At 59.6% G+C, this 24,196-nt stretch carries 24 protein-coding genes; 8 read left to right on the top strand and 16 right to left on the bottom strand.

Annotation, left to right across the window (positions count from 1 at the left end; genetic code table 11):
- Nucleotide 1: 1 nt before the first annotated feature.
- The 9 genes from ACYVDM_RS10500 to metE form a co-directional block, all read right to left on the bottom strand.
- Nucleotides 2-1,195, bottom strand: a complete 1,194-nt coding sequence (locus ACYVDM_RS10500; RefSeq protein ID WP_415786093.1) for a uroporphyrinogen-III C-methyltransferase — start codon at nt 1,193-1,195, stop codon at nt 2-4.
- Nucleotides 1,196-1,232: 37 nt separating this feature from the next.
- The gene (locus ACYVDM_RS10495) at nt 1,233-2,024 is read right to left on the bottom strand and encodes a uroporphyrinogen-III synthase (RefSeq protein ID WP_415786095.1); all 792 of its coding nucleotides are present in this window, start codon (nt 2,022-2,024) and stop codon (nt 1,233-1,235) included.
- Nucleotides 2,025-2,077: 53 nt separating this feature from the next.
- A complete protein-coding gene (gene hemC / locus ACYVDM_RS10490; RefSeq protein ID WP_415786097.1) occupies nt 2,078-3,019 on the bottom strand; it encodes a hydroxymethylbilane synthase in 942 nt (313 codons plus the stop codon).
- A gap of 111 nt (nt 3,020-3,130) precedes the next feature.
- Nucleotides 3,131-3,850, bottom strand: coding sequence for a TerC family protein (locus ACYVDM_RS10485; protein ID WP_415786099.1), 720 nt, complete (start codon nt 3,848-3,850; stop codon nt 3,131-3,133).
- A gap of 114 nt (nt 3,851-3,964) precedes the next feature.
- A complete protein-coding gene (locus ACYVDM_RS10480; RefSeq protein ID WP_415786101.1) occupies nt 3,965-4,672 on the bottom strand; it encodes a TerC family protein in 708 nt (235 codons plus the stop codon).
- A gap of 242 nt (nt 4,673-4,914) precedes the next feature.
- Nucleotides 4,915-5,796 (bottom strand): succinate--CoA ligase subunit alpha, encoded by an 882-nt coding sequence (gene sucD, locus ACYVDM_RS10475; protein ID WP_415786103.1) that lies wholly within the window; start codon nt 5,794-5,796, stop codon nt 4,915-4,917.
- A gap of 18 nt (nt 5,797-5,814) precedes the next feature.
- Nucleotides 5,815-6,975 (bottom strand): ADP-forming succinate--CoA ligase subunit beta, encoded by a 1,161-nt coding sequence (gene sucC / locus ACYVDM_RS10470; RefSeq protein ID WP_415786105.1) that lies wholly within the window; start codon nt 6,973-6,975, stop codon nt 5,815-5,817.
- 10 nt (nt 6,976-6,985) lie between these two features.
- Nucleotides 6,986-7,588 (bottom strand): DUF2889 domain-containing protein, encoded by a 603-nt coding sequence (locus ACYVDM_RS10465; protein ID WP_415786107.1) that lies wholly within the window; start codon nt 7,586-7,588, stop codon nt 6,986-6,988.
- A 149-nt stretch (nt 7,589-7,737) separates the two neighbouring features.
- Nucleotides 7,738-10,032 (bottom strand): 5-methyltetrahydropteroyltriglutamate--homocysteine S-methyltransferase, encoded by a 2,295-nt coding sequence (gene metE / locus ACYVDM_RS10460; protein WP_415786109.1) that lies wholly within the window; start codon nt 10,030-10,032, stop codon nt 7,738-7,740.
- A gap of 129 nt (nt 10,033-10,161) precedes the next feature.
- On the opposite strand from metE, the gene ACYVDM_RS10455 reads away from it, so the two are divergent.
- Nucleotides 10,162-11,082 carry a LysR family transcriptional regulator gene (locus ACYVDM_RS10455; protein ID WP_415786111.1) on the top strand — a complete coding sequence of 307 codons (921 nt, stop codon included), beginning with the start codon at nt 10,162-10,164 and terminating at the stop codon, nt 11,080-11,082.
- A 12-nt stretch (nt 11,083-11,094) separates the two neighbouring features.
- Here ACYVDM_RS10455 and recX read toward each other — a convergent pair whose 3' ends face one another.
- Nucleotides 11,095-11,631 carry a recombination regulator RecX gene (gene recX, locus ACYVDM_RS10450; RefSeq protein WP_415786113.1) on the bottom strand — a complete coding sequence of 179 codons (537 nt, stop codon included), beginning with the start codon at nt 11,629-11,631 and terminating at the stop codon, nt 11,095-11,097.
- The gene (gene recA / locus ACYVDM_RS10445) at nt 11,628-12,701 is read right to left on the bottom strand and encodes a recombinase RecA (RefSeq protein ID WP_415786115.1); all 1,074 of its coding nucleotides are present in this window, start codon (nt 12,699-12,701) and stop codon (nt 11,628-11,630) included. The genes recX and recA overlap by 4 nt, the downstream gene beginning before the upstream one ends.
- 345 nt (nt 12,702-13,046) lie before the next feature.
- Between recA and ACYVDM_RS10440 the strand changes: the two genes are divergently transcribed.
- From ACYVDM_RS10440 to ACYVDM_RS10420, 5 genes are all read left to right on the top strand, one after another.
- Nucleotides 13,047-13,736, top strand: a complete 690-nt coding sequence (locus ACYVDM_RS10440) for a response regulator (protein ID WP_415786117.1) — start codon at nt 13,047-13,049, stop codon at nt 13,734-13,736.
- Nucleotides 13,714-15,228, top strand: coding sequence for a sensor histidine kinase (locus ACYVDM_RS10435; RefSeq protein ID WP_415786119.1), 1,515 nt, complete (start codon nt 13,714-13,716; stop codon nt 15,226-15,228). Before ACYVDM_RS10440 ends, ACYVDM_RS10435 begins: the two co-directional genes overlap by 23 nt.
- 212 nt (nt 15,229-15,440) lie before the next feature.
- On the top strand, nt 15,441-17,117 hold the full coding sequence (locus tag ACYVDM_RS10430) for an MFS transporter (RefSeq protein ID WP_415786121.1): 1,677 nt from the start codon (nt 15,441-15,443) through the stop codon (nt 17,115-17,117).
- 428 nt (nt 17,118-17,545) lie between these two features.
- The gene (locus ACYVDM_RS10425) at nt 17,546-18,208 is read left to right on the top strand and encodes a response regulator transcription factor (RefSeq protein WP_415786123.1); all 663 of its coding nucleotides are present in this window, start codon (nt 17,546-17,548) and stop codon (nt 18,206-18,208) included.
- Nucleotides 18,205-19,656 carry a sensor histidine kinase gene (locus ACYVDM_RS10420; RefSeq protein ID WP_415786125.1) on the top strand — a complete coding sequence of 484 codons (1,452 nt, stop codon included), beginning with the start codon at nt 18,205-18,207 and terminating at the stop codon, nt 19,654-19,656. The genes ACYVDM_RS10425 and ACYVDM_RS10420 overlap by 4 nt, the downstream gene beginning before the upstream one ends.
- 4 nt (nt 19,657-19,660) lie before the next feature.
- On the opposite strand, the gene ACYVDM_RS10415 is transcribed toward ACYVDM_RS10420, so the two are convergent.
- Entirely contained in the window at nt 19,661-19,879 is a 219-nt protein-coding gene (locus tag ACYVDM_RS10415) for a hypothetical protein (RefSeq protein ID WP_415786127.1), read from the bottom strand.
- A 275-nt stretch (nt 19,880-20,154) separates the two neighbouring features.
- On the opposite strand from ACYVDM_RS10415, the gene ACYVDM_RS10410 reads away from it, so the two are divergent.
- Entirely contained in the window at nt 20,155-21,054 is a 900-nt protein-coding gene (locus ACYVDM_RS10410; RefSeq protein WP_415786129.1) for a recombination-associated protein RdgC, read from the top strand.
- 147 nt (nt 21,055-21,201) lie between these two features.
- Here ACYVDM_RS10410 and ACYVDM_RS10405 read toward each other — a convergent pair whose 3' ends face one another.
- The 3 genes from ACYVDM_RS10405 to ACYVDM_RS10395 all read right to left on the bottom strand — a co-directional run bounded on the left by ACYVDM_RS10405 (nt 21,202) and on the right by ACYVDM_RS10395 (nt 23,258).
- Nucleotides 21,202-22,494 (bottom strand): aspartate carbamoyltransferase, encoded by a 1,293-nt coding sequence (locus tag ACYVDM_RS10405; protein WP_415786131.1) that lies wholly within the window; start codon nt 22,492-22,494, stop codon nt 21,202-21,204.
- 96 nt (nt 22,495-22,590) lie between these two features.
- Complete coding sequence (locus tag ACYVDM_RS10400; RefSeq protein ID WP_415787048.1) at nt 22,591-23,022, bottom strand: BPTD_2524 family lipoprotein; 432 nt, start codon at nt 23,020-23,022, stop codon at nt 22,591-22,593.
- 107 nt (nt 23,023-23,129) lie between these two features.
- The gene (locus ACYVDM_RS10395; protein WP_415786133.1) at nt 23,130-23,258 is read right to left on the bottom strand and encodes an entericidin A/B family lipoprotein; all 129 of its coding nucleotides are present in this window, start codon (nt 23,256-23,258) and stop codon (nt 23,130-23,132) included.
- 180 nt (nt 23,259-23,438) lie between these two features.
- Here ACYVDM_RS10395 and ACYVDM_RS10390 point away from each other — a divergent pair, with 180 nt between their 5' ends.
- Nucleotides 23,439-23,798: a hypothetical protein gene (locus tag ACYVDM_RS10390; RefSeq protein ID WP_415786135.1), complete on the top strand. Its 360-nt coding sequence runs from the start codon at nt 23,439-23,441 to the stop codon at nt 23,796-23,798.
- Between the two features lie 30 nt (nt 23,799-23,828).
- On the opposite strand, the gene ACYVDM_RS10385 is transcribed toward ACYVDM_RS10390, so the two are convergent.
- Nucleotides 23,829-24,170: a hypothetical protein gene (locus ACYVDM_RS10385; RefSeq protein ID WP_415786137.1), complete on the bottom strand. Its 342-nt coding sequence runs from the start codon at nt 24,168-24,170 to the stop codon at nt 23,829-23,831.
- Nucleotides 24,171-24,196: the final 26 nt, after the last annotated feature.

Below are 24,196 nucleotides of genomic sequence, written 5' to 3'. Positions count from 1 at the left end.
GTCAGTCCTGTTTGGGCGATTCAAAACCGGCGGAACGCAACGCTGCCAAGCCAGTCAGGCTATCCGCAACATCGGGTAACTGGACGGCGATATTGGTATTGGCCAACTCGTCGGTCAAACGCAGCGCCGCCTGGGTATCAACCGAACGACCGTCGTAATAGATGCCCAGCACGTCAGCGACGTTATCGAGCTCGTTTTTCCAGACCTCGGGCTGGCGCATCAACATCGCCAATTGCGCGGTCATCAGACGCTGACGCAAGGAGGCGCGCACCTGCTCGGCCTGCTCGGACGACAGCATCAATGCCGCAGGCTGGTCCACGCGTTGCACGCTGATGAGATCGCCTAACTCTTGCGCCAAGACACTGCCGGCGCGACTTGGCCAAGAAGCCATCTCGGCGCGCCAGCGCTCCCACCACGCGGCATCCGCGGGTAACTGGCTGCGCGGATCATCAGCTCGAGGCGTGGCGGGCGCCACAGCGGGCTCGGCCGAGCTATCGATCGGCTCACCCGGCGCGGCGGCATCGGGCACGAGCAACGGTGCCTTGGAAATCAGGCCCGCCAAACGATCGATACGCGCGGATTGTGCCGGGATATCTACCGTGGCAACAGCCCGCAGACGGTCGATATCACCATTGATGCTTTGTTGCAGGCTGGCAAAACGCGGCCGCGCGGCCTGCGTCAAGCGAGCTTGTGCGGTTTCCAGCGCCACGATGGCATTGTTGACATTACCGGCCAGGCGCAGTTGTTGATTGGCCAACACCAGCAGATGCTCGACATCGTTAGCCAGAATTTCATCGGTCGCGCCGCCGCTGAACGTTTGCCAAGCCTGCTGCAGGTCGTCGTAGCGCGTCTTGGACTCTTGGGCCTGGGTCGCGAGGGAGCGAAGCTGGGCCTCCTGGCTTTGGGCCAGGGTCAGGGCTTCGCGGGATGCTTTGCGGCCTTCGGCGACCGCATTTTCCAGAGTGCTGAGACGAGTCGCCACCTCACGGCCAGCCGTTTGGGACTGCTTGCGCTGTAACCATAGCGCCCACCCCATACCCAGGGCCAACAGCAGCACGATGATCAGCGCCGCGCTTAGCAGGCCTGTCGCGCGGGAAGGCTTTTTAGCCGGAACCTTGGTCGGCTTGGCGGGCGAAGCAGCGCCCGGAGTTGCCGTCTCGACGGCAGGTGCAGTATCAGGAGTCTGGTCTGTCATGACGCGATTGTATTCGGTGAAATGCCAAAACTTCGATTCAAGCCGCAACAAAGGCGGAGAGGATCGCATCATCGGCCGGTAAACAGATTTTTACCATTGGCGCTGCGCCCGTGCCACCGGCCTCTTGTTGCAGCCGTCGGGCCAGCGTGGGATGCGTGACAATAAAGCGGGAGGTCCACCACCAATCATCCAGGTCCGCCTGATGCAACCGGTCCCGAACCGCCGACAGGCCTTCTCCACTGGTCAGCAGCCACGTCACGGGCTGGTGTCGCTGCGCCCAGTCGTGCAACTGCCGCAAGGAGGATTCGGGCCAGACGGCGGGTTGGCGGCGATAGGCGGCGTGCCGCAGTACCTGTACACCGGCGGACTCGAGCTGATCACCCAACCAATCTCGCCCCTGCGTACCGCGTACCAGCAGTACACGTTGCGGCAAGTCGCCGCGTGCTGACAATACTTGCCACAATGCCTCGGAATCGTGCGTCGGCGCCTCTGGGCCCGGACACAGCACTGTTGTATTGGCGCAAAAACCGGGCGCCTCGCGCAAGACGCGCGCACTGGCCAGGCCCACAGTGGCCGCCGGCACCGCGACCGGCCAGTCGATTTGTCCTGCCAGCTCGCGGAGCTGGCTCAAATACAGCTGTATGGCATTGCCGCTGACAAAGATGACGAGATCGTAGTCTTGAGGCAATGGCAGATCGGCGGCCGCAATTGGCAGTGGCTGCAGCGTAAGCGCAGGCAAGACCAAAGGCTGCCAGCCTGCTGAACGCAGGCCGGTCGCCAGCGTATCGTTGCGGCCGTCGGGACGGGTCAGGATGGCGACTTGTGGCATAGACGAGCTTGGACGTATCCCCAAAAGAAAGCGACCGGCGAACGCCGGCCGCCTCAGACGGCGGAAGGATCTTGCAGTACGGCCAAAATGGCAGCCGCGCCGTTCGACAGCAACTCTTGTGCGGCGGCCTCGCCAATCCGCTGGGCATCCTCAATCGGACCCGTGTGCTGGCAGCGAATCATCCGGGAACCATCGGGAGACGCCACCAGCGCCTGCAGGATGACGGTATCGCCCTCAAGCTGAGCATACGCCGCCAAGGGGACCTGGCAGGAACCGCCCAAAGTGCGGGACACGGCACGCTCGGCCAGGACACAAGCCGTCGTCCGCGCGCAAGCAAGCGGCGCAAGCCACGCTCGGAGGTCATCCCGGTCGTCACGGATTTCGATACCCAATGCGCCCTGCCCGGCAGCAGGCAGGCTATCGGCAGTCTCGAGCAGGCTACGAATACGCTGATCCAGGCCCAGGCGTTGCAGACCGGCTGCCGCCAGCACAATGGCCGCATAATCCCCTCGGTCGAGCTTGCCCAGACGCGTGTCCAGATTGCCGCGCAGCGGTTTGACCTGCAGTTGGGGATACCGGTGCCGAATCTGCGATTCACGTCGCAAACTGGAGGTGCCCACGATGGCGCCGACGGGCAAGTCGGCCAATGACGTGTACTGATTGGAAACAAAAGCGTCCCGCGGATCGGCCCGGTCGAGCACGGTGCACAGTTCGAACGGGGCTTGCAGTTCGACGGGGACGTCTTTCAGGGAGTGCACGGCCAGATCGGCACGGCCATCGAGCAACGCGGTTTCGAGCTCTTTGACAAAAAGCCCTTTGCCCCCGACCTTGGAGAGGGTGCGATCAAGAATCTGATCGCCCCGTGTCGTCAGCGTCAGCAATTCGACCGTGCAGTCGGGATATAAGGTGCGCAAGCGATCACGTACATGCTCGGCTTGCCATAAGGCAAGCCGGCTGGCGCGCGTTGCGATAACGAGACGTTGCGGTGCAGACACGGGCAGAATCAACCGCCCAGGCTGGAGAAAATCACCGCAACGATGACCCCGATGATGGCCAGCACTGCAAGACCTTGCAGCAAGCTCAGACCGGACCCGGGGTTGCTGCCTTTACGCAGACTCATGTGTAGATTCCTTAGAGGCAATTTTACGGCTGGCAAGCCACCGCCCCAAGGCTACAACAAGCACTGCGCCGATGACTTCTGCAGCAATTTTAACCGCAGTGGGCTGCGGACCGAATTGACTTTCGACAATCACATCGGTAACAACCATGCCACCCGCGATCCAGCCCAGCAGTCCCGCGCCCAGCGTGACCACGAACGGATAGCGGTCGATGAGCTTAAGAACCAGGGTGCTGCCCCAGATGATGATGGGCACACTGACGATCAGGCCGAATACAACCAGGCCAATCTGATGATCCGAGTGCGCATTTTGGGCCGCCCCGGCGATGGCGATGACATTATCCAGGCTCATCACGAAGTCAGCCACGATGATGGTCTTGACCGCCGCCGCAATGGATGTACTGCCTTTGATATTGTCGTGCCCCTCGTCCTCGGGAATCAGGAGCTTGACGCCGATCCAGACCAGCAGCAGGCCGCCGACGACCTTGAGGAACGGGATGGCCAGCAGCGTGAGGGCAAAAGCAATGAGCACCACGCGCAAGATAATCGCGCCGGCCGTCCCCCAAAGAATCCCTTGCATGCGCTGCTTGGGAGCAAGATTTCGGCAAGCCAGCGCGATGACGACTGCATTATCGCCACCCAACAGGATGTCGATCATGATTATTTGGAATACTGCAGCCCAACTTATTGTTTGTAGGAACTCAAACACGCTAAAACCCCCCACCGAAGTATTTATCTAACGCACTGCTACCAGCGCAACACAGGCGAGACATCGCCGCGCCCGTCGCACGCGGCAATGTCTCGCCAAAGCGGTAAGTATAATTCAGGCCTGAGTCAGGGTTTGGCGCCGGGCCAGAAAAAATTTCCCTAACGCCAAAACCAGCAGTGCACCGATCGCGCCGGCCACTAATGCCAGTTGATGCTCAGTCCACCCCAACGCCATATCGACGCTGATGACAGAATCATGCAGCGCGGGGTCACCCACCAACAGTTCGCCAGCAATAAAGCCCAACAATGCTGCGCCAATCCAGACGATCAAAGGGAAGCGCTCGATGACCTTCAACAGCAGCGTGCTGCCGAAGATAACCAGCGGGATACTGATCGCCAAGCCCACCACCAGCAAGGTGGTGTCGCCCATTGCTGCCGCGGCGACAGCCACGACGTTGTCCAGGCTCATGACTAGATCCGCGATCATGATGGTGCGGATAGCCGACAGCAACGAGCCGTGCTGTTTGCCGTCGCCATCATCCTCACCCTCGGGTAACAGCAGCGTCACACCGATATAGACCAGCAACAGCGCGCCAACCAGCTTGAGCCACGGCAGCAGCAACAGCTTGGCAGCAACCAGTGTCAACAGGATACGCATGACGATCGCGGCCACAGAGCCTATCGTGATGGCTTTTTTCTGCTGCGAAGGCGGTAGCGAGCGCGCGGCAAGCGCAATAACCACGGCGTTATCGCCGGACAACAGGATGTTGACCCAAATGATTTGCAACAAGGCAATCCAGAATGCTGCGGATGTAAGTTCCATTCCTCTCTTCCTAGCGATCCCCTAGGTGTGAGTCAATACAGGATGCGTACCGGCCGACTTGGTATGCGCGAATAGTGTGGCCAGTGCCGGGTGCCTATGTCACCAGACGATTTTTTATGGGTGTACGCGTAAAACAAGCTCGTTATTATATTTTGCCGAGCCGGTGAAACAACTCGCGTTGCTCCTCGTGAAAAAGCCCGCCAAAACGGGCGGGCTTTCCAGACACGAGGAACGCCTCGCGTTTACAGCACGGACTTGAGCAACTTGCCCATTTCCGACGGATTGCGCGTGGTACGAATACCGCAGGCTTCCATCACTTCGAGCTTGGCATCGGCCGTATCAGCACCGCCGGAAATCAGCGCGCCGGCGTGGCCCATACGCTTGCCCGGAGGCGCCGTGACGCCGGCGATGAAGCCGACCACGGGTTTCTTCATGTTGTCTTTCGCCCATTGTGCGGCGTTGACTTCGTCGGGGCCACCGATTTCGCCGATCATGATGACGGCATCGGTATCGGGATCGTCATTGAACAGCTTGAGCACGTCAACGTGCTTCAGGCCATTAATGGGGTCGCCGCCAATACCGACGGCGCTGGATTGGCCCAGACCCAATTCGGTGACTTGCCCCACGGCCTCGTACGTCAAGGTGCCAGAGCGGCTGACGACGCCGATACGGCCCTTGCGGTGAATATGGCCGGGCATGATGCCGATCTTGATTTCATCGGGGGTGATCAGGCCGGGGCAGTTCGGGCCCAGCAGCAAGGTTTTGCTGTTCTTGGCCTTCATGCGGTTTTTGAGCTCCAGCATGTCGCGCACCGGGATACCCTCGGTGATGCAGATGACCAGATCCAGTTCGGCTTCGACGGCTTCCCAGATGGCGGCGGCAGCACCGGCGGGCGGCACGTAGATGACGGATACGGTCGCGCCGGTTTCTTGCTTGGCGTCTTGAACGGTGCCGAAAATAGGCACGCCTTCGAAGTCCTCACCGGCACGCTTGGGATTGACGCCAGCCACGAAGGCGGCTTTGCCATTGGCATACTCACGGCACATGCGGGTGTGGAACTGGCCCGTCTTGCCCGTGATGCCTTGGGTGATGACTTTGGTGTCCTTGTTGATCAGAATCGACATTTGTGAATCCTTGGCAATTTATTTGACGGCGGCTACGACGCGGGTGGCCGCTTCGGCCATGGTGTCGGCGCTGATAATGGGCAGCCCCGAGTCGGCCAGCATTTTCTTGCCCAGTTCTTCGTTGGTGCCCTTCATGCGAACGACCAACGGCACGCTCAGGTTGACGGCCTTGCACGCGGCGATCACGCCTTCGGCGATGACGTCGCAGCGCATGATGCCGCCAAAGATGTTGACCAGAATGGCCTGCACGCCCTTGTTCTTGAGCATGATCTTGAAGGCTTCGGTCACTTTTTCGGCGGTCGCGCCACCGCCCACGTCCAGGAAGTTGGCCGGCTCGCCGCCGAACAGCTTGATGGTATCCATGGTTGCCATGGCCAGACCAGCGCCGTTCACCAGGCAGCCGATGTTGCCGTCGAGCTGAATGTAGGCCAGATCGAATTTGCTGGCTTCGACTTCGGCGGGATCTTCTTCGTCCAGATCTCGGTAAGCCACGATTTCCGGATGACGGAACAGGGCGTTCGGGTCGAAGTTGAACTTGGCGTCCAGGGCGATGATGTTGCCCTTGCTGTCGCAGTTCAGAGGATTGATTTCGACCAACGAAGCGTCGGTTTCCATGTAGCACTTGTAGAGCTTTTGGAACACGTCGGCAGCCTGATCAGCGGCGCCGCCGCTCAGGCCAATGGACTCGGCCACTTTCTTGGCTTGTTCGACCGACAGACCGGTCTGCGGATCGACGTATTCGGTGATGATTTTTTCGGGAGTCGAGTGAGCGACTTCCTCGATATCCATGCCGCCTTCGCTGGAAGCGATGATGGCGACGGTCTGCGTGGCGCGGTCGGTGACCAGCGACACGTAGTATTCCTTCTGGATATCAGCGCCGTCTTCGATGTACAGGCGGCCTACCTTTTGGCCTGCGGGGCCGGTCTGGTGCGTGACCAATTGCATGCCCAGGATTTCCGACGCCAGCGTACGAACGTCGTCGAGCGAACGGGCGAGCTTCACGCCACCGCCCTTACCACGGCCGCCCGCGTGAATTTGCGCCTTGACGACCCAAACCGGCCCACCCAGCTTTTCAGCGGCAGCCACGGCCTCGTCGACGGAAAATGCGGGGATCCCGCGGGGCACAGGCACGCCAAATTGCTTTAGCAGTTCCTTGCCTTGATACTCGTGGATTTTCATGTGTTACCTGTCAGGACGAATGAGAAAAAGAGGGGGAATCGGAACTCGCGCCCGCTGTCGCTTCAGCGCTATCCCCGGTGTACCACTTGGGATAGTGCTCAAGCACCACCGCGCCGTCAGTGCGCAAGGCATGACAGCCGTCCAGCTGAAATGGGCGTACATCCGGATTGCTGCTTTGGCGCCGCCGATTGGCCATAGATTGTACTGCCGCAGTGGGCAGCACTTGTGACAGCTCGGTCATATGTGTACAGCCTGCCGTACGACCAAAACGCTCTTTGACCTGGCGCCGAAACCCTTTTAGCAGGTTCATGCCCACCAACCCCTCGTAGGCAGCGGCGATGCTCGTACATTGCTGTTCGTAGGGCGCCGCGTCATAAACCGCCTGAGCCGCCACAATCGTACATGCGTCATCAATAGTGATGCGCAGCAGCATGTGGTGTATATGGCGGCCGGCCTCGAAGACCTCGCCGTTATGCTTGGGGAAGTCGTAGCCCTTGAAGTCGATGAGCTCGGCTTCAAGGTCCCATAGCCCATCATCGCGCTCATAGGACTGCACGCGTATAGAACGCGTGTGCAGGGGGCGACGAGAAACAGATGGAGGTGGCAATGGCATTACGGGGGACCTGCTCAGGGAATTTGACGCAAAGCAGCAAATCCAGAGAAGTATAACGCAGGGCATTCAGAAACGCCCTGTCCCCCACCAACTGGCGCCCCTCCTGGGAACGCCTACACGTGACCGGCCCGGGGGCGGACCGGGACGGGTCAAGCCGCGCGCAAGGTACGCGCCGCGTCGACCATGCTAACCAGAGCCGCTTCGGTCTCGGGCCAGGCGCGCGTCTTCAACCCGCAATCGGGGTTCACCCAGAGACGCTCGCTCGGCAGGCGGGTCGCCGCCTTGCGCATCAGGCCCACCATCCAGTCCACATCCGGCACATTGGGCGAGTGAATGTCATAGACACCGGGCCCGATGTCATTCGGATAATGAAAATCCTCAAATGCCTTGAGTAGCTCCATATTGGAGCGCGAGGTTTCAATCGTAATCACGTCGGCATCCATCGCGGCAATGGATTCAATGATGTCGTTGAATTCGGAATAGCACATGTGCGTATGAATCTGGGTGTCGGCGGCCACGCCCGCAGTCGACAAGCGGAAGCAATCCACCGCCCAATCCAGATAGGTCTGCCAGTCGCCGCGACGCAGCGGCAGGCCCTCGCGTATCGCGGGCTCGTCAATCTGGATGACCCGTACACCCGCGACCTCTAGATCGACCACCTCATCGCGCAGCGCCAGCGCCAATTGGCGGCACGTCTGTTCGCGGGGTTGATCGTCGCGTACAAACGACCACTGCAAGATGGTCACCGGACCGGTCAACATCCCCTTGACGGGCTTGTCCGTCAAGGACTGGGCGTACGAGGACCAGGCAACGGTCATCGGTGCGGGACGGGCCACGTCGCCAAAAATGATCGGCGGCTTGACGCAGCGCGAACCATAGCTCTGTACCCAGCCGTTGCGGGTGAAAGCAAAGCCCGCCAACAACTCGCCGAAATACTCGACCATGTCATTGCGTTCGGGCTCCCCGTGTACAAGCACGTCCAGGCCGATTTTTTCCTGGAAACGAATAACGGCCTCGATTTCGAGGCGAATCGCTTTTTCGTAGGCTGCGTCGCTCAGTCCGCCGGCTTTCCAATCACGGCGCAGTGCGCGGATCTCGGCCGTTTGTGGAAACGACCCAATGGTCGTGGTGGGAAACGCCGGCAACTTCAGCAATTGCTGCTGTTGCGCAATACGATCCGCAAAAGGCACCCGATCGCGCGCGACCTCGGCGGCAGCTGCCATACGACGAATGACGGCCGGGTTATGAATCCGTGGAGATTGACGACGCGCTCGCAAAGCCGCGCGTTGCGCCGTCAACGCCTCGTTGACCTCTGGCGCCTCAGCGTTATCGAGCGCGCGGCCCAATACGCTGAGTTCATCCAGCTTTTGGGCCGCAAAGGACAGCCAGCCTTTGAGTTCGGCATCCAGCTCCGTTTCGTTGTCCAGATCAACGGGCACGTGCAACAGCGAGCACGAGGGCGCCAACCAGAGGCGACCCCCCAATTGCCGGCGAACCGGTGTCAATGCCTCTAGCGCAGCATCCAGATCCGTACGCCAGATGTTACGCCCATCGATCACACCGGCCGACAACACCTGATCCGGACGCAATGCGGCGGCGATATGCTGGAGCTGACCTGGCCCGCGGACCAAATCCACATGCAAGCCAGCGACCGGCAACGCCAGCACAGTGTCCTGATTGTCTTGCAGTCCTCCGAAATACGTCGCCAGCAGCAATTTAACCGGTGCCTGCGTCAGACGCTCGTACGCCGACCGGGCGGCATCGTGCCAGGCCTGGGGCAAGTCCAATACCAGAATGGGTTCGTCAATCTGCACCCATTGCACGCCTAACCGTGCCAAACGGGCCAGCACCTCGGCATAGACCGGCAACAGCGCGTCCAGCAGCGACAATTTCGCCTCGTCCCCTGCCCCGTCGGCAAACGCGTCTCCCTTGCCCAACCACAACCACGTCAGCGGACCGGGAATAACGGGTTTGACATGGTGACCCAGGGCTAGCGCCTCGTTGACCTGCTCAAACAAATACTCGCGCGCAATGCGAAACGTCTGACCCGGCACGAGTTCGGGCACGATGTAGTGGTAGTTGGTATCGAACCATTTGGTCATTTCGCAGGCGGCGGTCGGCGTGCCCGAGGGCGCGCGCCCACGCCCCATCCGAAACAAGGTATCCAGCGAGACCGGCTGATCATCAGGTTGACCAAATCGAGCAGGTACGGCACCCAACAATGTGGTCCATTCCAGAATGTGGTCGTACCAGGCAAAGTCGCCCACGGGTACGAACTGCACGCCAGCGGCGGCTTGGCGCCGCCAATGCGCGCTGCGCAATTCGCGGCCGGTTTGTTCCAGCTCCGCGGCATTCTGTTTACCTGCCCAGTAGGCCTCGACCGAGCGCTTGAGCTCACGCTGAGCGCCAATACGAGGGAAGCCTAAATTATGAATTATTGTCATAGAAATATCCAAATAAACAAATTCTGTTCAACTCAGATGCTATTCTGCCCTTAACTTAAGTTGCGTCAAAATCAATCTCAACATACATTTATTGAATATTTTTCATATAAATAATCGGTCACCCCAGCCATGCTTGAAATCCGCCATCTCGAGACACTCTCTGCTATCCGCGATGGCGGTAGCCTGCAAGAGGCCGCCGATCGGTTGCATTTGACGCAGTCCGCGCTATCTCATCAACTGCGCGATCTGGAAGCCCGGCTGGGCACCCCCTTGTTGAATCGGCGCACACGCCCTGCCCGCCTGACCACGGCCGGTCTGCGTGTCCTGGCATTAGCCGATGAGGTGTTACCCCGGATGCGAGCCACCGAGCGAGAGCTACAGCGATTGGCGGCGGGACGCACGGGCCGACTGCATATCGCCATCGACTGTCATTCATGTTTTCAATGGCTCATGCCCAGCCTGGATGTGTTTCGTACGCAGTGGCCCGATGTCGCCCTGGATCTTTCAGCGGCGTTTTCATTTGCCCCGCTACCCGCCTTGGTGCGCGGTGATCTGGATCTGGTGATTACCTCTGATCCTCAACCCCTGGAAGCCGTGGAATACCTGCCGCTGTTCAAGTATGAGTTGGTGCTGGCCGTATCGGAATCTCATCCTCTGGCGTCCAGCAAGCACATCGCCCCCGAACAACTAGCGGATCAGGTGCTGATCAGCTATCCCGTGGATCGACAACGTCTGGATGTCTTTACCGCGTTTTTGGATCCCGCCGGCGTCGAGCCCGCCGGGGTACGCAAGGCTGAATTAACCCCCATGATTGTGCAGCTTGTCGCCAGCAATCGTGGCGTCACCGCGCTGCCCAACTGGGCGCTGACAGAGTACTTGCATCAAGGCTGGCTACGGTTATGCCATTTGGGGCAGCAAGGGGTATGGCGCACGCTCTATGCCGCCGTGCGTACCGAAGATACCGATGCGTCGTATATCAGTGATTTCTTGGCGATTGCACGTGAAACGTGCTTTAAAACGCTAGACGGGATTCGATCGGCGAAAGTCTGAGCGCCATTGGCCTTAGTCGTCGCGCTCGTCACCCAATAGACGTCGAATCACCTCATGGGCAAAGCCCCGGCCCGCCAGAAAACGAGCCTGCTTGGCGTATTCGGCACGGTCTGCGGGCTTGACGCCGTAGCGCTTGCGCCAGACCTCCTGGGCGCGCTGATATTCGGAAGCGCGCAGATCATCGCGCAACTGCGCGACTTGATCTTCGGCGACACCGTGCTGGCGTAACTCTTGGACAATGCGCGCCGCGCCCTGCCGTGAGGCGCGACGATGTACCAGGCTGTGCGCAAAGCGCTCCGTAGACAGCCACCCTTCTTTTTCCAGGGCATCAAGCACGGGGTCAATCTCGGAGGCATCCTCAGCATAAGGCTGAAGCTTGCGCGCGAGCTCGTTGCGCGCGTACTCCCGTCGTGACAGATAGCCCACTGCGCGGGCCTTTAGGCTAGGGCCGCGCGGCTTGGGCTTGCCCAGCGTTTCAAAGCCGCCATCATCAGGCTCGGACTTGTCCGAGCCCCGCTGCGACCATGAAGAACCGGACCGACCAATCATGCTTCGCTATCGGCCTCGGCTTCGGCCTCGCTAGGTGGGAAGGTCGCAGCACGACTGACGATACTGTGGTTCTCGCGCACCTTGTTCTCGATCTCGATGGCGATCTGGGGGTTCTGCTTCAGGTACTCGCGCACGTTGTCCTTGCCCTGGCCAATGCGCGTACCGCTGTAGCTGTACCAGGCACCCGATTTATCAACCACACCGGCTTGCACGCCCAGGTCGATGATCTCGCCCTCGCGTGAAATGCCTGCGCCATACATGATGTCGAACTCGGCTTGCTTGAACGGCGGGGACACCTTGTTTTTGACGACCTTGACCCGGGTTTCGTTACCGACGACCTCTTCGGCTTTTTTAATGGAACCGATGCGACGGATATCCAAACGCACGGATGCATAGAACTTCAGTGCATTGCCGCCCGTGGTGGTTTCCGGGTTGCCGAACATCACACCGATCTTCATCCGGATCTGGTTGATGAAGATGACCATGCAGTTGGTACGCTTGATCGAGGCGGTGAGCTTGCGCAGCGCCTGGCTCATCAGGCGAGCCTGCAAACCGGGCAAGGAATCGCCCATTTCGCCTTCGATTTCGGCCTTGGGCACCAAGGCCGCCACGGAGTCGATCACGATCAGGTCGACCGAGCCCGAACGCACCAGGGCGTCAGTGATTTCCAGGGCCTGCTCGCCGGTATCGGGCTGCGAGATGAGCAGATCGGTCAGATTGACACCCAGCTTGGATGCATACTGCACGTCGAGCGCATGCTCGGCATCGACGAATGCGCACGTGCCGCCGACTTTCTGCATTTCGGCGATGACTTGCAGGGTAAGCGTGGTCTTGCCCGACGACTCAGGGCCGTAGATTTCAATCACCCGTCCCCGTGGCAGGCCGCCAATGCCCAGTGCGATATCGAGTCCCAGCGAGCCAGTCGACACGACCTGAATGTCATGTTCAACCGCGTTATCGCCATAACGCATGATCGAGCCCTTGCCAAACTGCTTTTCGATTTGCGAAAGCGCGGCGGCCAGCGCCTTGGCCTTTTCCGAGGCGGCTGCTTTGCTGGTTTTATCGTCCATGTGGTGTCCCGTGGATAAATGAGGTTGACGCTGTAAGGGTATGACGCGAAGGCGTGCTGCGCAGCAACAGTGACAATGCCACAATGCGGCGCGCTCCGTGCCAGAGCGGCGATTATTGCATCGGATTGTACTGTATATAAACCCAGTATGCCAAATTTCTGTAGGGTATCAGGGCCCCGACGGGGGATTCCCCGCTCTGTAGGGCGGACCATTTTCTCTAAGCATAGACCGGATTTCCCAGGAATTCCCTGGCTGGGCAATTGTCCCGGGCTGTGCCAGAATGCTCCCACACGGCGACCGCAATAGTGTCGTGCCATTCCAACGGCCTGCCCCCGCTTCCTACGCATGCGCATCCTTATCGCCGAAGACGACAGCATTCTGGCCGACGGCCTCTCTCGTTCACTCCGCCAAAACGGCTACGCCGTTGACGCGGTGAGTGACGGAACAGCCGCTGACTCCGCCCTGGCTGCCCAGCCTTTTGATCTGCTCATTCTGGACTTGGGCCTGCCCCAATTGACCGGGCTCGAGGTATTACGCCGCTTGCGGGCCCGCAACTCGGTCCTGCCGGTTTTGATCCTGACGGCGGCCGATAGCGTCGAACAACGCGTCAAGGGTCTGGATCTGGGTGCCGACGATTACATGGCCAAACCCTTTGCCCTATCAGAACTCGAAGCCCGGGTCCGCGCCCTGACCCGACGCGGTGCGGGCGGCGGCGCCACGCTCTTGCGTCACGGCCGCCTGATGTTCGACCAGACGGGTCGCGTGGCGCTGGTGGATGATCAGACGCTGGATTTGTCTGCCCGCGAAGTCAGTCTGCTGGAAATCCTCTTGACCCGCAGCGGCCGCATGGTCAGCAAGACCCAGTTGGTCGATCATTTATGCGAGTGGGGCGAAGAGGTCAGCACCAACGCCATCGAGGTTTATGTGCATCGCCTGCGCAAAAAACTCGAACCCAGCGGGGTCAAAATCATCACCGTGCGCGGCCTGGGCTATTGCCTCGAACGAGACCAAGGTGCCAGCCACCTCACCCACTGAGTCGGTCGCTCACGAAGCCCTCAACCAGGAAGCCCTGGACGCAATGCGCGGCGGGGCCAAAGGTCCAAGCTTCGCGCCGCCGCAACGATCTTTGCTGGGCGAGATCCTGGACTGGATGCTCGCCCCCCTGTTTTTGTTGTGGCCAATGAGCGTGGCCATCACCTATGTCGTTGCACAAAACATTGCCAACGTTCCGTACGACGGCACCCTGGCGCAAACCCTGCACACGCTGTCACGGCATATCCACGCGCAGGACGGGCGGGCTGTCCTCCGTCTGAATGACTCCATCCGCGATGTGCTGCATCCGGGTGAAACGGACAGCATATTCTGGCTGATTCAGGGCAGCCACGGCGAAGTCCTGGGTGGGGACAGCAGCCTGCCCTTGCCCCCCGACCTGGGCCCGCCACAGCCCGGTACCGTGCTCTATACCGAGAATACCTTGCGAGGATTTGACGTGCGTCTGGCCTACACCTGGGTCGACTTGCATATCCCGCAAACCCAGCCAGTCTTTCTGGTGGTTGCGGAAACCATGGAAAAGCGCACGGAACTCGCCAACGACATCATCAAAGGCGTGATCATTCCGCAGTTTATTGTGCTGCCCGTGGCAGTCTTGCTGGTCTGGTTTGGCCTGTCGCGCGGCGTGGCACCGCTCAACGCCTTGCAGCAACGCCTACGGGCACGCCGCCCTGACGATCTCTCTCCCATCGACGAAGGCGCCGCACCCTCGGAAATCGCCCCGCTGGTCGGCGCCATGAACGAGCTCCTGGATCGCCTGTCAGCCAACGTCCAGGCACAAAAGCGCTTTGTCGCTGACGCGGCCCACCAACTGAAAACGCCATTGGCAGGCCTGCGAACCCAGGCGGAATTGGCCTTGCGCGACGCCAGCCCGGACGAAATGCAGGCGAGTCTGCGCCAATTGATCATGGGTTCCGAGCGTGCAACGCGTCTGGTCAACCAGTTGCTGCTGCTGGCGCGCGCTGAAAACCCGCACTCCGCGGGCTTGACGTCCACGGATCTCGACACCATTGCGCACGAGCAAACTCTGCAATGGGTGCCCCAGGCGCTTAATCTGAATACCGATTTGGGCTTCGAAGGGGCTCACGGCCCGCTCTTGATTGCCGGCAACGACATTCTGCTGGCCGAGTTGCTGAATAACTTGATCGATAACGCGCTGCGCTACACGCCGTCCGGCGGGCACATCACCGTGCGCGTGCGCCGCAGCACAAAGCACGCCATCCTTGAAGTCGAAGACTCCGGCCCCGGCATTGCCACCGAAGAGCGCGAGCGCGTATTCGACCGCTTTTACCGCGTACTGGGCACGCAGGCCGAAGGCAGCGGCCTCGGCCTGGCCATTGTGCGTGAAATTTCCCAAAAACATCATGCCCAGGTGCACATTCTGGAGGGCACCTCCCACTCCGATCTGTCCGGGACCTGCATTCGCGTGCAATTTCCGTTGTATGAAAGCAATGAATCCCCTCTTCTTACCCTCTAGGGATATCCCTGCCTCTTGCACGCTCAACGCGTTCCGTTGCCCCGCTCGGGGCCTAATGGCACACTTTTTGTTTCAAATTTAAGATTCAAGTAAGCCTTCCGTCAGAACCTCGTCAGTCTCGTTTTCTACCTTGCTAACTGCCTTACACCGGAAACATACCGGACAAGAGCCGGCACGGTGGATCACTACCGGGCCAAAAACGAGGAGACATCATGAGCACTGCAACGGTGGCCAGTCCCGGCCCATCTTCGGGTCCGCGCCCGATGACCAAGGAAGAACGGCGCGTCATTTTCGCGTCGTCGCTAGGCACAGTATTCGAGTGGTATGACTTTTATCTGTACGGATCACTCGCAGCCATCATCGCGGGGCATTTTTTCTCGGGTGTAAACCCCACAGCCGCCTTCATCTTTGCACTGTTGGCCTTTGCTGCCGGCTTTGCCGTGCGCCCCTTCGGCGCGTTGGTATTTGGTCGCTTGGGTGATCTGGTCGGACGTAAATACACGTTCCTGATCACCATCGTGATCATGGGCCTGTCGACGTTCCTCGTGGGCGTACTGCCCAGCTATGCCAGTATCGGCATCACCGCCCCCGCGATCCTGATCGTGCTGCGACTGCTGCAAGGTCTGGCACTAGGTGGGGAATACGGTGGCGCGGCCACCTATGTGGCGGAACACGCGCCGCAGGGCCGTCGAGGCGCCTACACCGCCTGGATCCAGACGACCGCCACGATGGGCTTGTTCCTGTCGCTGCTGATCATCATGGGCGTGCGTGGCGTTATGGGCGAAGAGGCCTTCGCTGAATGGGGCTGGCGCATTCCGTTCCTGCTATCCGTCGTGCTGTTGGGCATTTCCGTGTGGATCCGGCTGCAGCTCAATGAATCGCCTACGTTCAAACGCATGAAGGAAGAAGGCCGGGGCTCCAAGGCGCCGCTGACAGAGTCGTTCGCCCAATGGAAAAACCTGAAGGTCGTGATCATTGCCCTGCTGGGCCTGACCGCCGGCCAAGCCGTGGTCTGGTACACGGGCCAGTTCTACGCCCTGTTCTTCCTGACCAAGACCTTGCAAGTCGATCCCAACACCGCCAACATCATGATCGCGCTGGCGCTGTTGATCGGTACGCCCTTCTTCCTGATTTTTGGTTCGCTCTCGGACCGTATCGGTCGCAAGCCGATCATTATGGCCGGCTGCCTGATCGCCGCTCTTACGTACTTCCCACTGTTCCAGGGCCTGACCCACTTTGCCAACCCTGCGCTCGAAAAAGCCCAGGCGACGGCACCGGTCACCGTGATTGCGGATCCCGCTACGTGCTCATTCCAGTTCAACCCAGTAGGCACCTCGGCATTCACCAGTTCCTGCGACGTGATCAAGTCATTCCTGGCCGGCAGCTCGGTGAACTACAGCAACCAGTCCGCTCCCGCTGGCACGGTCGCCAAGGTCACGATCGGCAACGATGAATTTGTCTCGTTCGAAGGCAAAGACATGTCGCCCGCCGAGTTCAAAACCAAAACGGCCGAGTTGAAAGCAGCCCTGACGACAGCCATCCGAGACCACGGCTACCCGGCCAAGGCCGATCCGGAGCAAATGAACAAAGTCATGGTCGTCGTACTGCTGACCATTCTGGTGATCTACGTGACCATGGTCTACGGCCCGATCGCCGCCATGCTGGTTGAGATGTTCCCCACACGCATCCGCTACACCTCGATGAGCTTGCCATATCACATCGGTAACGGCTGGTTCGGCGGCTTCCTGCCCCCCGTCGCCTTTGCCATCGTCGCCGCAACCGGCAACATCTACGACGGCCTGTGGTATCCGATCATCATCGCTGTCATGACCCTGATCATCGGCATGTTGTTCGTCCGGGAAACCAAAGACGTGGACATCAACAACTAATCACACTGTTTTCCCCCGCCAGGCGGGACTGCTGCGCCTGTCTGGCTCTTCCAAGCTCCTTCGGGAGCTTTTTTTTGGCCATCGGCCAGAGCCAAAACCAAGGCTTCGGAAAAAGAGGCGTGATTCAGGACGATGTCAGACCGACAAGACTAGACTGCAAGCTCAGAACACGACCTTGCTCCACATTGCGGGACGTTTGATCCCCAGTCCCGCAATAGCAGGGTTAGTTCTCTGACACCGATGCCACGCCCCCCGCGAGCCTTTAACGGCGTGGCATTGTGTGACCCTGCCAGGCCCGGCTTCTAAAGCCGGGCCTTTTTTTGTCTCAAGACGGCGCTATCCGCCCTTAACAAAAAACTAAACTGCTTACCCCATTATCTCGGAATACAGCCGATGTGTAGGTATGGATGGCGATGAATCGGGGTGAAATGAATCTACTTCTCGTGGAAGACGATCAATTGCTGGGCGAGACCATTTGCGATGGTGCACGCCAGAGCGGATGGCGCGTTCATCACGTCGGTGATGCGAGTTCCGCCCGGGCCGCGCTGGTGGATCACGCCTATGCGGCGGTCTTACTCGACATCGGGCTTCCCGGAGATTCCGGCCTGGCCGTTCTGCGTGCCATGCGGGTGCGCTACGACTCCACGCCTGTCCTGATCCTGACCGCGCGGGGCCGGTTGAGCGAACGGATCGCCGGCCTGGATGCGGGCGCCGACGATTATCTGGTCAAACCGTTCCAGTTCGACGAACTCTGGGCACGCTTGCGCTCCGTCATCCGACGCAGCCAGGGACGCGTCGTTCCCGTTTTCACTCATGGGGATATACAGATCGACCGCAGCCGCCGCGTGGTGAAGAAGGCGGGCGCCGATGTCATCCTCAGCGCCCAGGAATACCGCACATTGCTGGCGCTTATTGAGCGCCCTGGACATGTGGTGACGCGCGACCATTTGCATGACATCGTCTATGGCACGACGAGCGATGTCGAGAGCAATACCATCGCCGTCTTCATCCACCAGTTACGCCGCAAGCTCGGTGACGACCTGATCCGGACCGTTCACGGGCTAGGCTACATAGTGGGACAGCCGACATGAAGTCGCGCTCCATCAACGCGCAGTTAATCTTGGCAATCATCGGGGTCACCGCGTTGTTCTGGATCATTGTGGTCGCGGTGGTGCTCACAAAAACATCGATCAACCGCACCAGCACTTGGGACGAAAGGCTTGAGGCCGTCACCACACAACTGCTCGTCAGCATCCCCGCCGACAGTTACCGCGACGAGCGCGGGGGACCAGGTTTAACGTTGCCGCAATCCTTCGACGCAGTGCGCGGGTCACTGGTCTTTCAGATATGGATAGATCGAAGCAGACTGCTCGCCCACACACCGGGGGGACCGCAGACCCCGCTGCAGCCCGACTTCGCCGATGGACCTGCGTCGACCCATGTTGAAGGGAATAAGTGGCGTGTTTACTCCGCGTCTGACAGTACCGGCCGGGTGACGGTCCAGATAGGTAACCTGCAAAGTGTCGTGGATGCTGACTTACGTCACGAAGCAACGAATGAGGTAGTCCAGACGACCATACTGCTCATGATTGTGGGCCTCGTCATGTGGCTCGTCACCCACAGCGCGCTCAGACCGGTCCGCACCCTGGGCTCGGCCCTGCATCGCCGGCCCCGCTTCGATTTCACTCCCCTGCCGCTCAAGGGCCTGCCGCGGGAGTTGCATCCATTGGTCGACGCATTCAACCGCCTGCTGCAGCAACTCGACCAAGCCATTGAGGGCGAACGCCGCTTTATTGGCGATGCAGCTCATGAACTACGCACCCCGCTATCGATCTTGCAGGGGCAGGCTGAGATTGCCCTTCGCGAGGCAAACCCGCAGAAGAAAGATGCGGCCCTGAAGAAACTGCTCGTGGTGGCCCGACACAGCACCCGCCTGTCTGAGCAGTTGCTCGACCAGGCCCGCATCAATGCCGGCGGCAAGGCGCCCAAGCACGCACCTGCAGACTTGAGCAAGCTCGCACAGCATGTCGCGGATGAATTCGAGGTCTACGCCAGCCAGAATCAGCGCTCGTTGCTCTTGGAAGTATCGTCCTGCATGATTCAGTGCGACATAGACGAAATTGGCATCCTGCTGCAAAACCTATTGCACAACGCCATGCGCTACACCACCGAAGGTGGCAACGTACTGGTGCGCTGCGGCTACATGCTACCCGCGCGCGCCGCAGACGGCCCCACGGTCTTCTTGGACGTCGCGGACGACGGTCCAGGCGTTCCGGCCTCAGAACACGATGCCATCTTCGAGCGCTTTCACCGGGTAGCGAACACGCCTGTGAGTGGCAGCGGAATCGGCCTGTCATTGGTCGCAGGCATTGCCGAGTCGCATAACGCCACCATCCGGACCGGCACGGGACTGGAAGGCCGTGGTTTCATGGTGCGCGTGGTCTTCCCAGGAATAGCCCCTGCCCGGTCTCTAGGCCGAAATCAAGATAAGCGCCAAGCGACCGGGAGCGGCGCGGTCCCGAGCACACCGGGCGCTTAGGACATTAGCGACCGCGACCCAGCCCAATCACCAACAGGCCGACCACGATGGCGCCCACGCCGGCCCAAGTCGGGACCGATACCGCTTTTTCGGTCTCGGCAGTCGCCTTGACTGAACCGATCTGCAATACGGTTTCCTCGGTGGTGTAGGTAAAGCCCTTGTACACCAAAGCCGCCGCACCTATCGCGATCAGCACGCCCCCAATAATTGTCGCCAGTTTCATGGTTTGCATCCTTTTTTAGTCAGAGTCACTACGCGGCGCACGATACCGGAACGCCCCTGCGTAGTCAGTGACAGAATGTGTAACATGCCACCGTTGTGAAAGAAAGCAATAGCCTGGAACCACGGCCCCTTGTGTTGCGTAATTGACGCCAAGGGGGGGCATCCTCAGAAATGTCCGCGAAGCCCCCTGGACAACGAAGAGATACACAACAAAAGCACGTTCACACCTGCGATGCGATTCGGGGTCGTATAGAATCTACCCTTTTGCCCGACGCCATGTGGTTCAAGAATCTCAAGATCTACCGACTATCCGCACCGTGGACGCTAACCGGCGAACAGCTTGAAGAAAGCTTGGCGCGACACGCCTACCAGTCCGGCAACAACCTCGAAATGCAAAGCGTGGGGTGGATTTCCCCGCGCGAAAACGCCGCCTTGTCGCATACGGTCAATCAGCAAATTCTGCTGAGCCTGCGCGCCGAGAAAAAATTGCTCCCCGCCACCGTCGTCAATCAGGTGGCACGCGTACGCGCCCAGGAAATCGAAGAGCAACAAGGCTACAAGCCGGGCCGCAAACAGATGAAGGAAATCAAGGAGCGTGTCACCGACGAGCTCTTGCCCAAAGCCTTCAGCGTCTATCGCGACACGCGCGTGTGGATTGATCCGGTCAACCATTGGCTGGTCATTGATGCCGCAGCCTCGGCCAAAGCCGACGAAGTCATCGGCCTGCTGGTCAAGACCATCGACCCCTTGCCACTCGAAAACCTGTATGTGGCCCAATCGCCCGCTGCCGCCATGACGGGCTGGCTAGCTGCCGACGAGGCCCCTGACAACTTCAGCATCGACCAGGACACCGAGCTGCGCGCATCCGGCGAAAGTCGTGCCGCGATCCGTTACGTCAAGCACACCATCGACGTCGATGACGTGCGTCGCCACATCCAATCGGGCAAGCAATGCACCCGTCTGGCGATGACCTGGGCAGACCGTGTGTCTTTTGTCCTGACCGAGGCACTCGACGTCAAGCGCATCGCCCCGCTGGACGTACTTAAAGAAGGCAACGATGCCGTCATGCAAAATGACGACGAAAAATTCGATTCGGACATGGCGCTCATGACCGGCGAACTCGCCAAACTCCTGGCCGAGCTGACCGAGGCCCTGGGTGGAGAAAAGCGGATTTAACCAGGCAACATCACTCAAAAAACGAGTTCGGTAAACAAACACGGCAGATAGGCAACGGGGTGCCATCTCACCAAAGAGATGGCACCCCGCTCGTTTTTGGCAAGCCTGAAAACCACAAGGCACGCCATCACGTACCCTGCCTGCCAATCAATCCAGTCCGTGAAAAATCGAATCATCCGGACCGACGTGCGATGGATGTTTCCAGGTCACATCGCGCATTGAATGCTGTACCAAGCCCTCGACGCCGAGCAGCACGGCAAAAATAGCCATCCGGATCGGAATGCCGTTATCCGTCTGACGGAAAATGGCCAAGCGCGGGTCATCATTCAGATCCGTACTCAGGTCGTTCGCACCTGGGCGGCTATCTCGCGGTAGCGGATGCATGACGATAGTGTCCGGGCCGCAATGGGTGTCGATCGTCGCGCGACTGATCTGGAACTCCGGCGTATAGCCTTCGCTTTCCTCGTTGGCAAAACGCTCTTTTTGCACGCGTGTCGCATAAATGACATCCGCGCCCGCCAGCCCGTCGGCCACACTGCTCTTTTGCTCGATCACATTATCGTTGCGACTGGCCTGATCGATGATATACGTCGGCATTTCCAGCCCTGACGGCGAAATCAGCGTGAACTTGATGCCCTTGTACAGCGCCAGCAGCTTGATCAGTGAATGCACGGTACGGCCGTACTTCAGATCACCAACCATGGCGATATGCGCGCCGTCGAGCAACTTGCCCAGACGGGAAAACTCCGTCAGGATTGTATAGAGATCCAGTAATGCTTGACTGGGATGCTCGCCGGGACCATCACCGCCATTGACCACCGGAATATTCGTCGCCTCGGCGAACTCTGCGACCGACCCCTTGTCAGGGTGGCGGATGACCATCGCATCGACGTAGCCGCTCATGACGCGACTCGTGTCGTAGATGGACTCGCCCTTGGCCATAGAAGAGAAAGTAAAGCCCGTGGTGTCGCACACCGAACCGCCCAGGCGACAAAATGCCGAACCGAAACTCACCCGCGTACGCGTGCTGGCCTCGAAAAACAAATTCCCCAGCACGGCGCCCTCGAGCACGCGCGAGACTTTTTGTCGGCGTGCAATGGGCTGCATCAGATCGGCTACACGAAACAGGTCTTCCACCGACTCGCGTGTGAACTGATCGACCGAAATCAGCTGGTGTTTGCCATTGAACGCAATACGCTCACGCAACGGACCCATCTGTGCGCTTTGCGTATATTTTTCGAGTAACGCGGTGTTTTGAACGATTTCGCTCACGAACCGCTCGACCACCTCGGGCATCGCACGAAACTCCTGCGATTCCTCTGGCAACAGCCAAGTATCCAGGGCGCGCCGCTTGACGCCGATGCGCGTCGCGAAGACATCACGAGTCAAATTGAGGCGACGCATCGCGTCGCGCAGGAAGGCTTGCTGGGAAATGGACATGGCGGCCCTTGGATGGATAATGTACGCAATGCGTATATTAAATCCAGCTCATCACGGGCCGCAAGGTTTTTCCTATCGCATCCGCCAGACGCCGATTCAGTTTTCCAGGGGCCGGCAAACCGGTGTCGCGCTCTGAATAGAGGCCTGGGCTGCCTGGACTTCGGCCTCATCCCAAGGCGCATCGCCCAGCACCAAAACGGTCACCTGCGACGTGGCCGGGCCATCCGACTGAGCGCGAATGATTTCGAGGATCTTGGCAGGCTCGGTTTGCTTGTATACGCGCACCTCGTTCGGTGCGCCCTTTTCGCCCAGGCTCTGGTGAGACTGATACGTCACACCATAAGCATGGCGACGCTGTTCATGACAGACCCGCACAAATTCGCCCGCGCGGCGATGCGCCGCCTGAACGTCCGCCTGCACTGGAAAAGTCGCTGTAGCGCCCGGGGGATCGCCCGACATCAATCCTTTGCTGGCGCAGCCGCTGATTACAACGGCGATGGCAAACCCGGTCAGGCCCAAAATGCGCATAATCATTCCCACTAGATTTCACTAATAGTGGAATTATGCATCACACCTACTGCGATGCGAATTGCCCACTGCTCACGCACAGTGTGTGAGCAGTGGGCAATTAGGGATTAATCAGCAGCTTTTTGAATGCTTTCACCACCCTTTTCGATGTCTTTCCCGGCCCCTGCAACGGTATTGCACCCAGCCGACACCGCCGAAACCGCGAGCAAAACGATAAGCAAGATCTTGTTCTTCATGGGTAGGTTCTCCTAGTAACAACAAACTACGGGTGCCAGCTTGCCCAACACCCGAACCGGGCGATAAATCCCGACGTAGGCAATCATGCACTGATTACTGGTAAACCAGCAACTACACCCGTCGCGCGCAAACCACGCCCTGTCATACACGCCGGCGTCGCGTTGGTATAGCATGAGGGTATGCAAAACTCTTCTTCTTCGACGGGCGACGCGGACCAGGGCTGGGGCTGGCAACAGCCCGCCCACGGTCAAAGCGCCTTGGCACTATTCATCGACGACCTGCACCGCGTACTGCAGGCGCATGCCGCCCGGCAGTTGGCGGGGGCCGCGCCGTTGGCTAGCGCCCAAGAGCAGGTCGACAGCCTGATCGCACATTACGTCGAGCTGCGTCGAGCCCCCGAGATTTTCGACGGGCAGTCGGTCACCCTCAAAGAGGGAACGGACCGTGATGGCGTCTCGCATACCGTGCCGATTTTTTCACCGCACCTGAAAAAATCGCTGGTCGCCATGCTGGGCGGCCAAAACAAAACCACCCAGTAGGCTGACGCCAATCATTCTGACCCGGCCCCGTCACTGCCGGGTGGCGGCCTGCATCGGACCCGCCCAGGGCTCGGTCTCGAGTGACAGGCGCGTTTCCTGAAACCCTCCTAGCCCATCGCGTAACAGGCCCGCGCTCAAGGCTTGCCCCAGCGCGCGCCGGCAGAGGGTTTCAAAATCGTCGGATAGCGACTGAAAGGCGCCGTCCGGGATGCGTAACCGCAGGTTCGCATCCGCCGCCTCTGCGGCCGCGGCGGCCGTACCGATATGGACATGCGCCGGATAACCGTGTGGGCACCATACCCCCACATAGTACTGGCCCTGCGGGCCCATATCGGCAATGTAGCCGGGATGATCGTACTTGGCAGTACCCATGTGACATGTCTCCTGAAAAGAGAAAG

The organism is Bordetella tumulicola (genome assembly GCF_054779135.1).
Note: the sequence above shows the minus strand (reverse complement) of the source record. Positions and strands in the feature narration are given on the sequence as shown.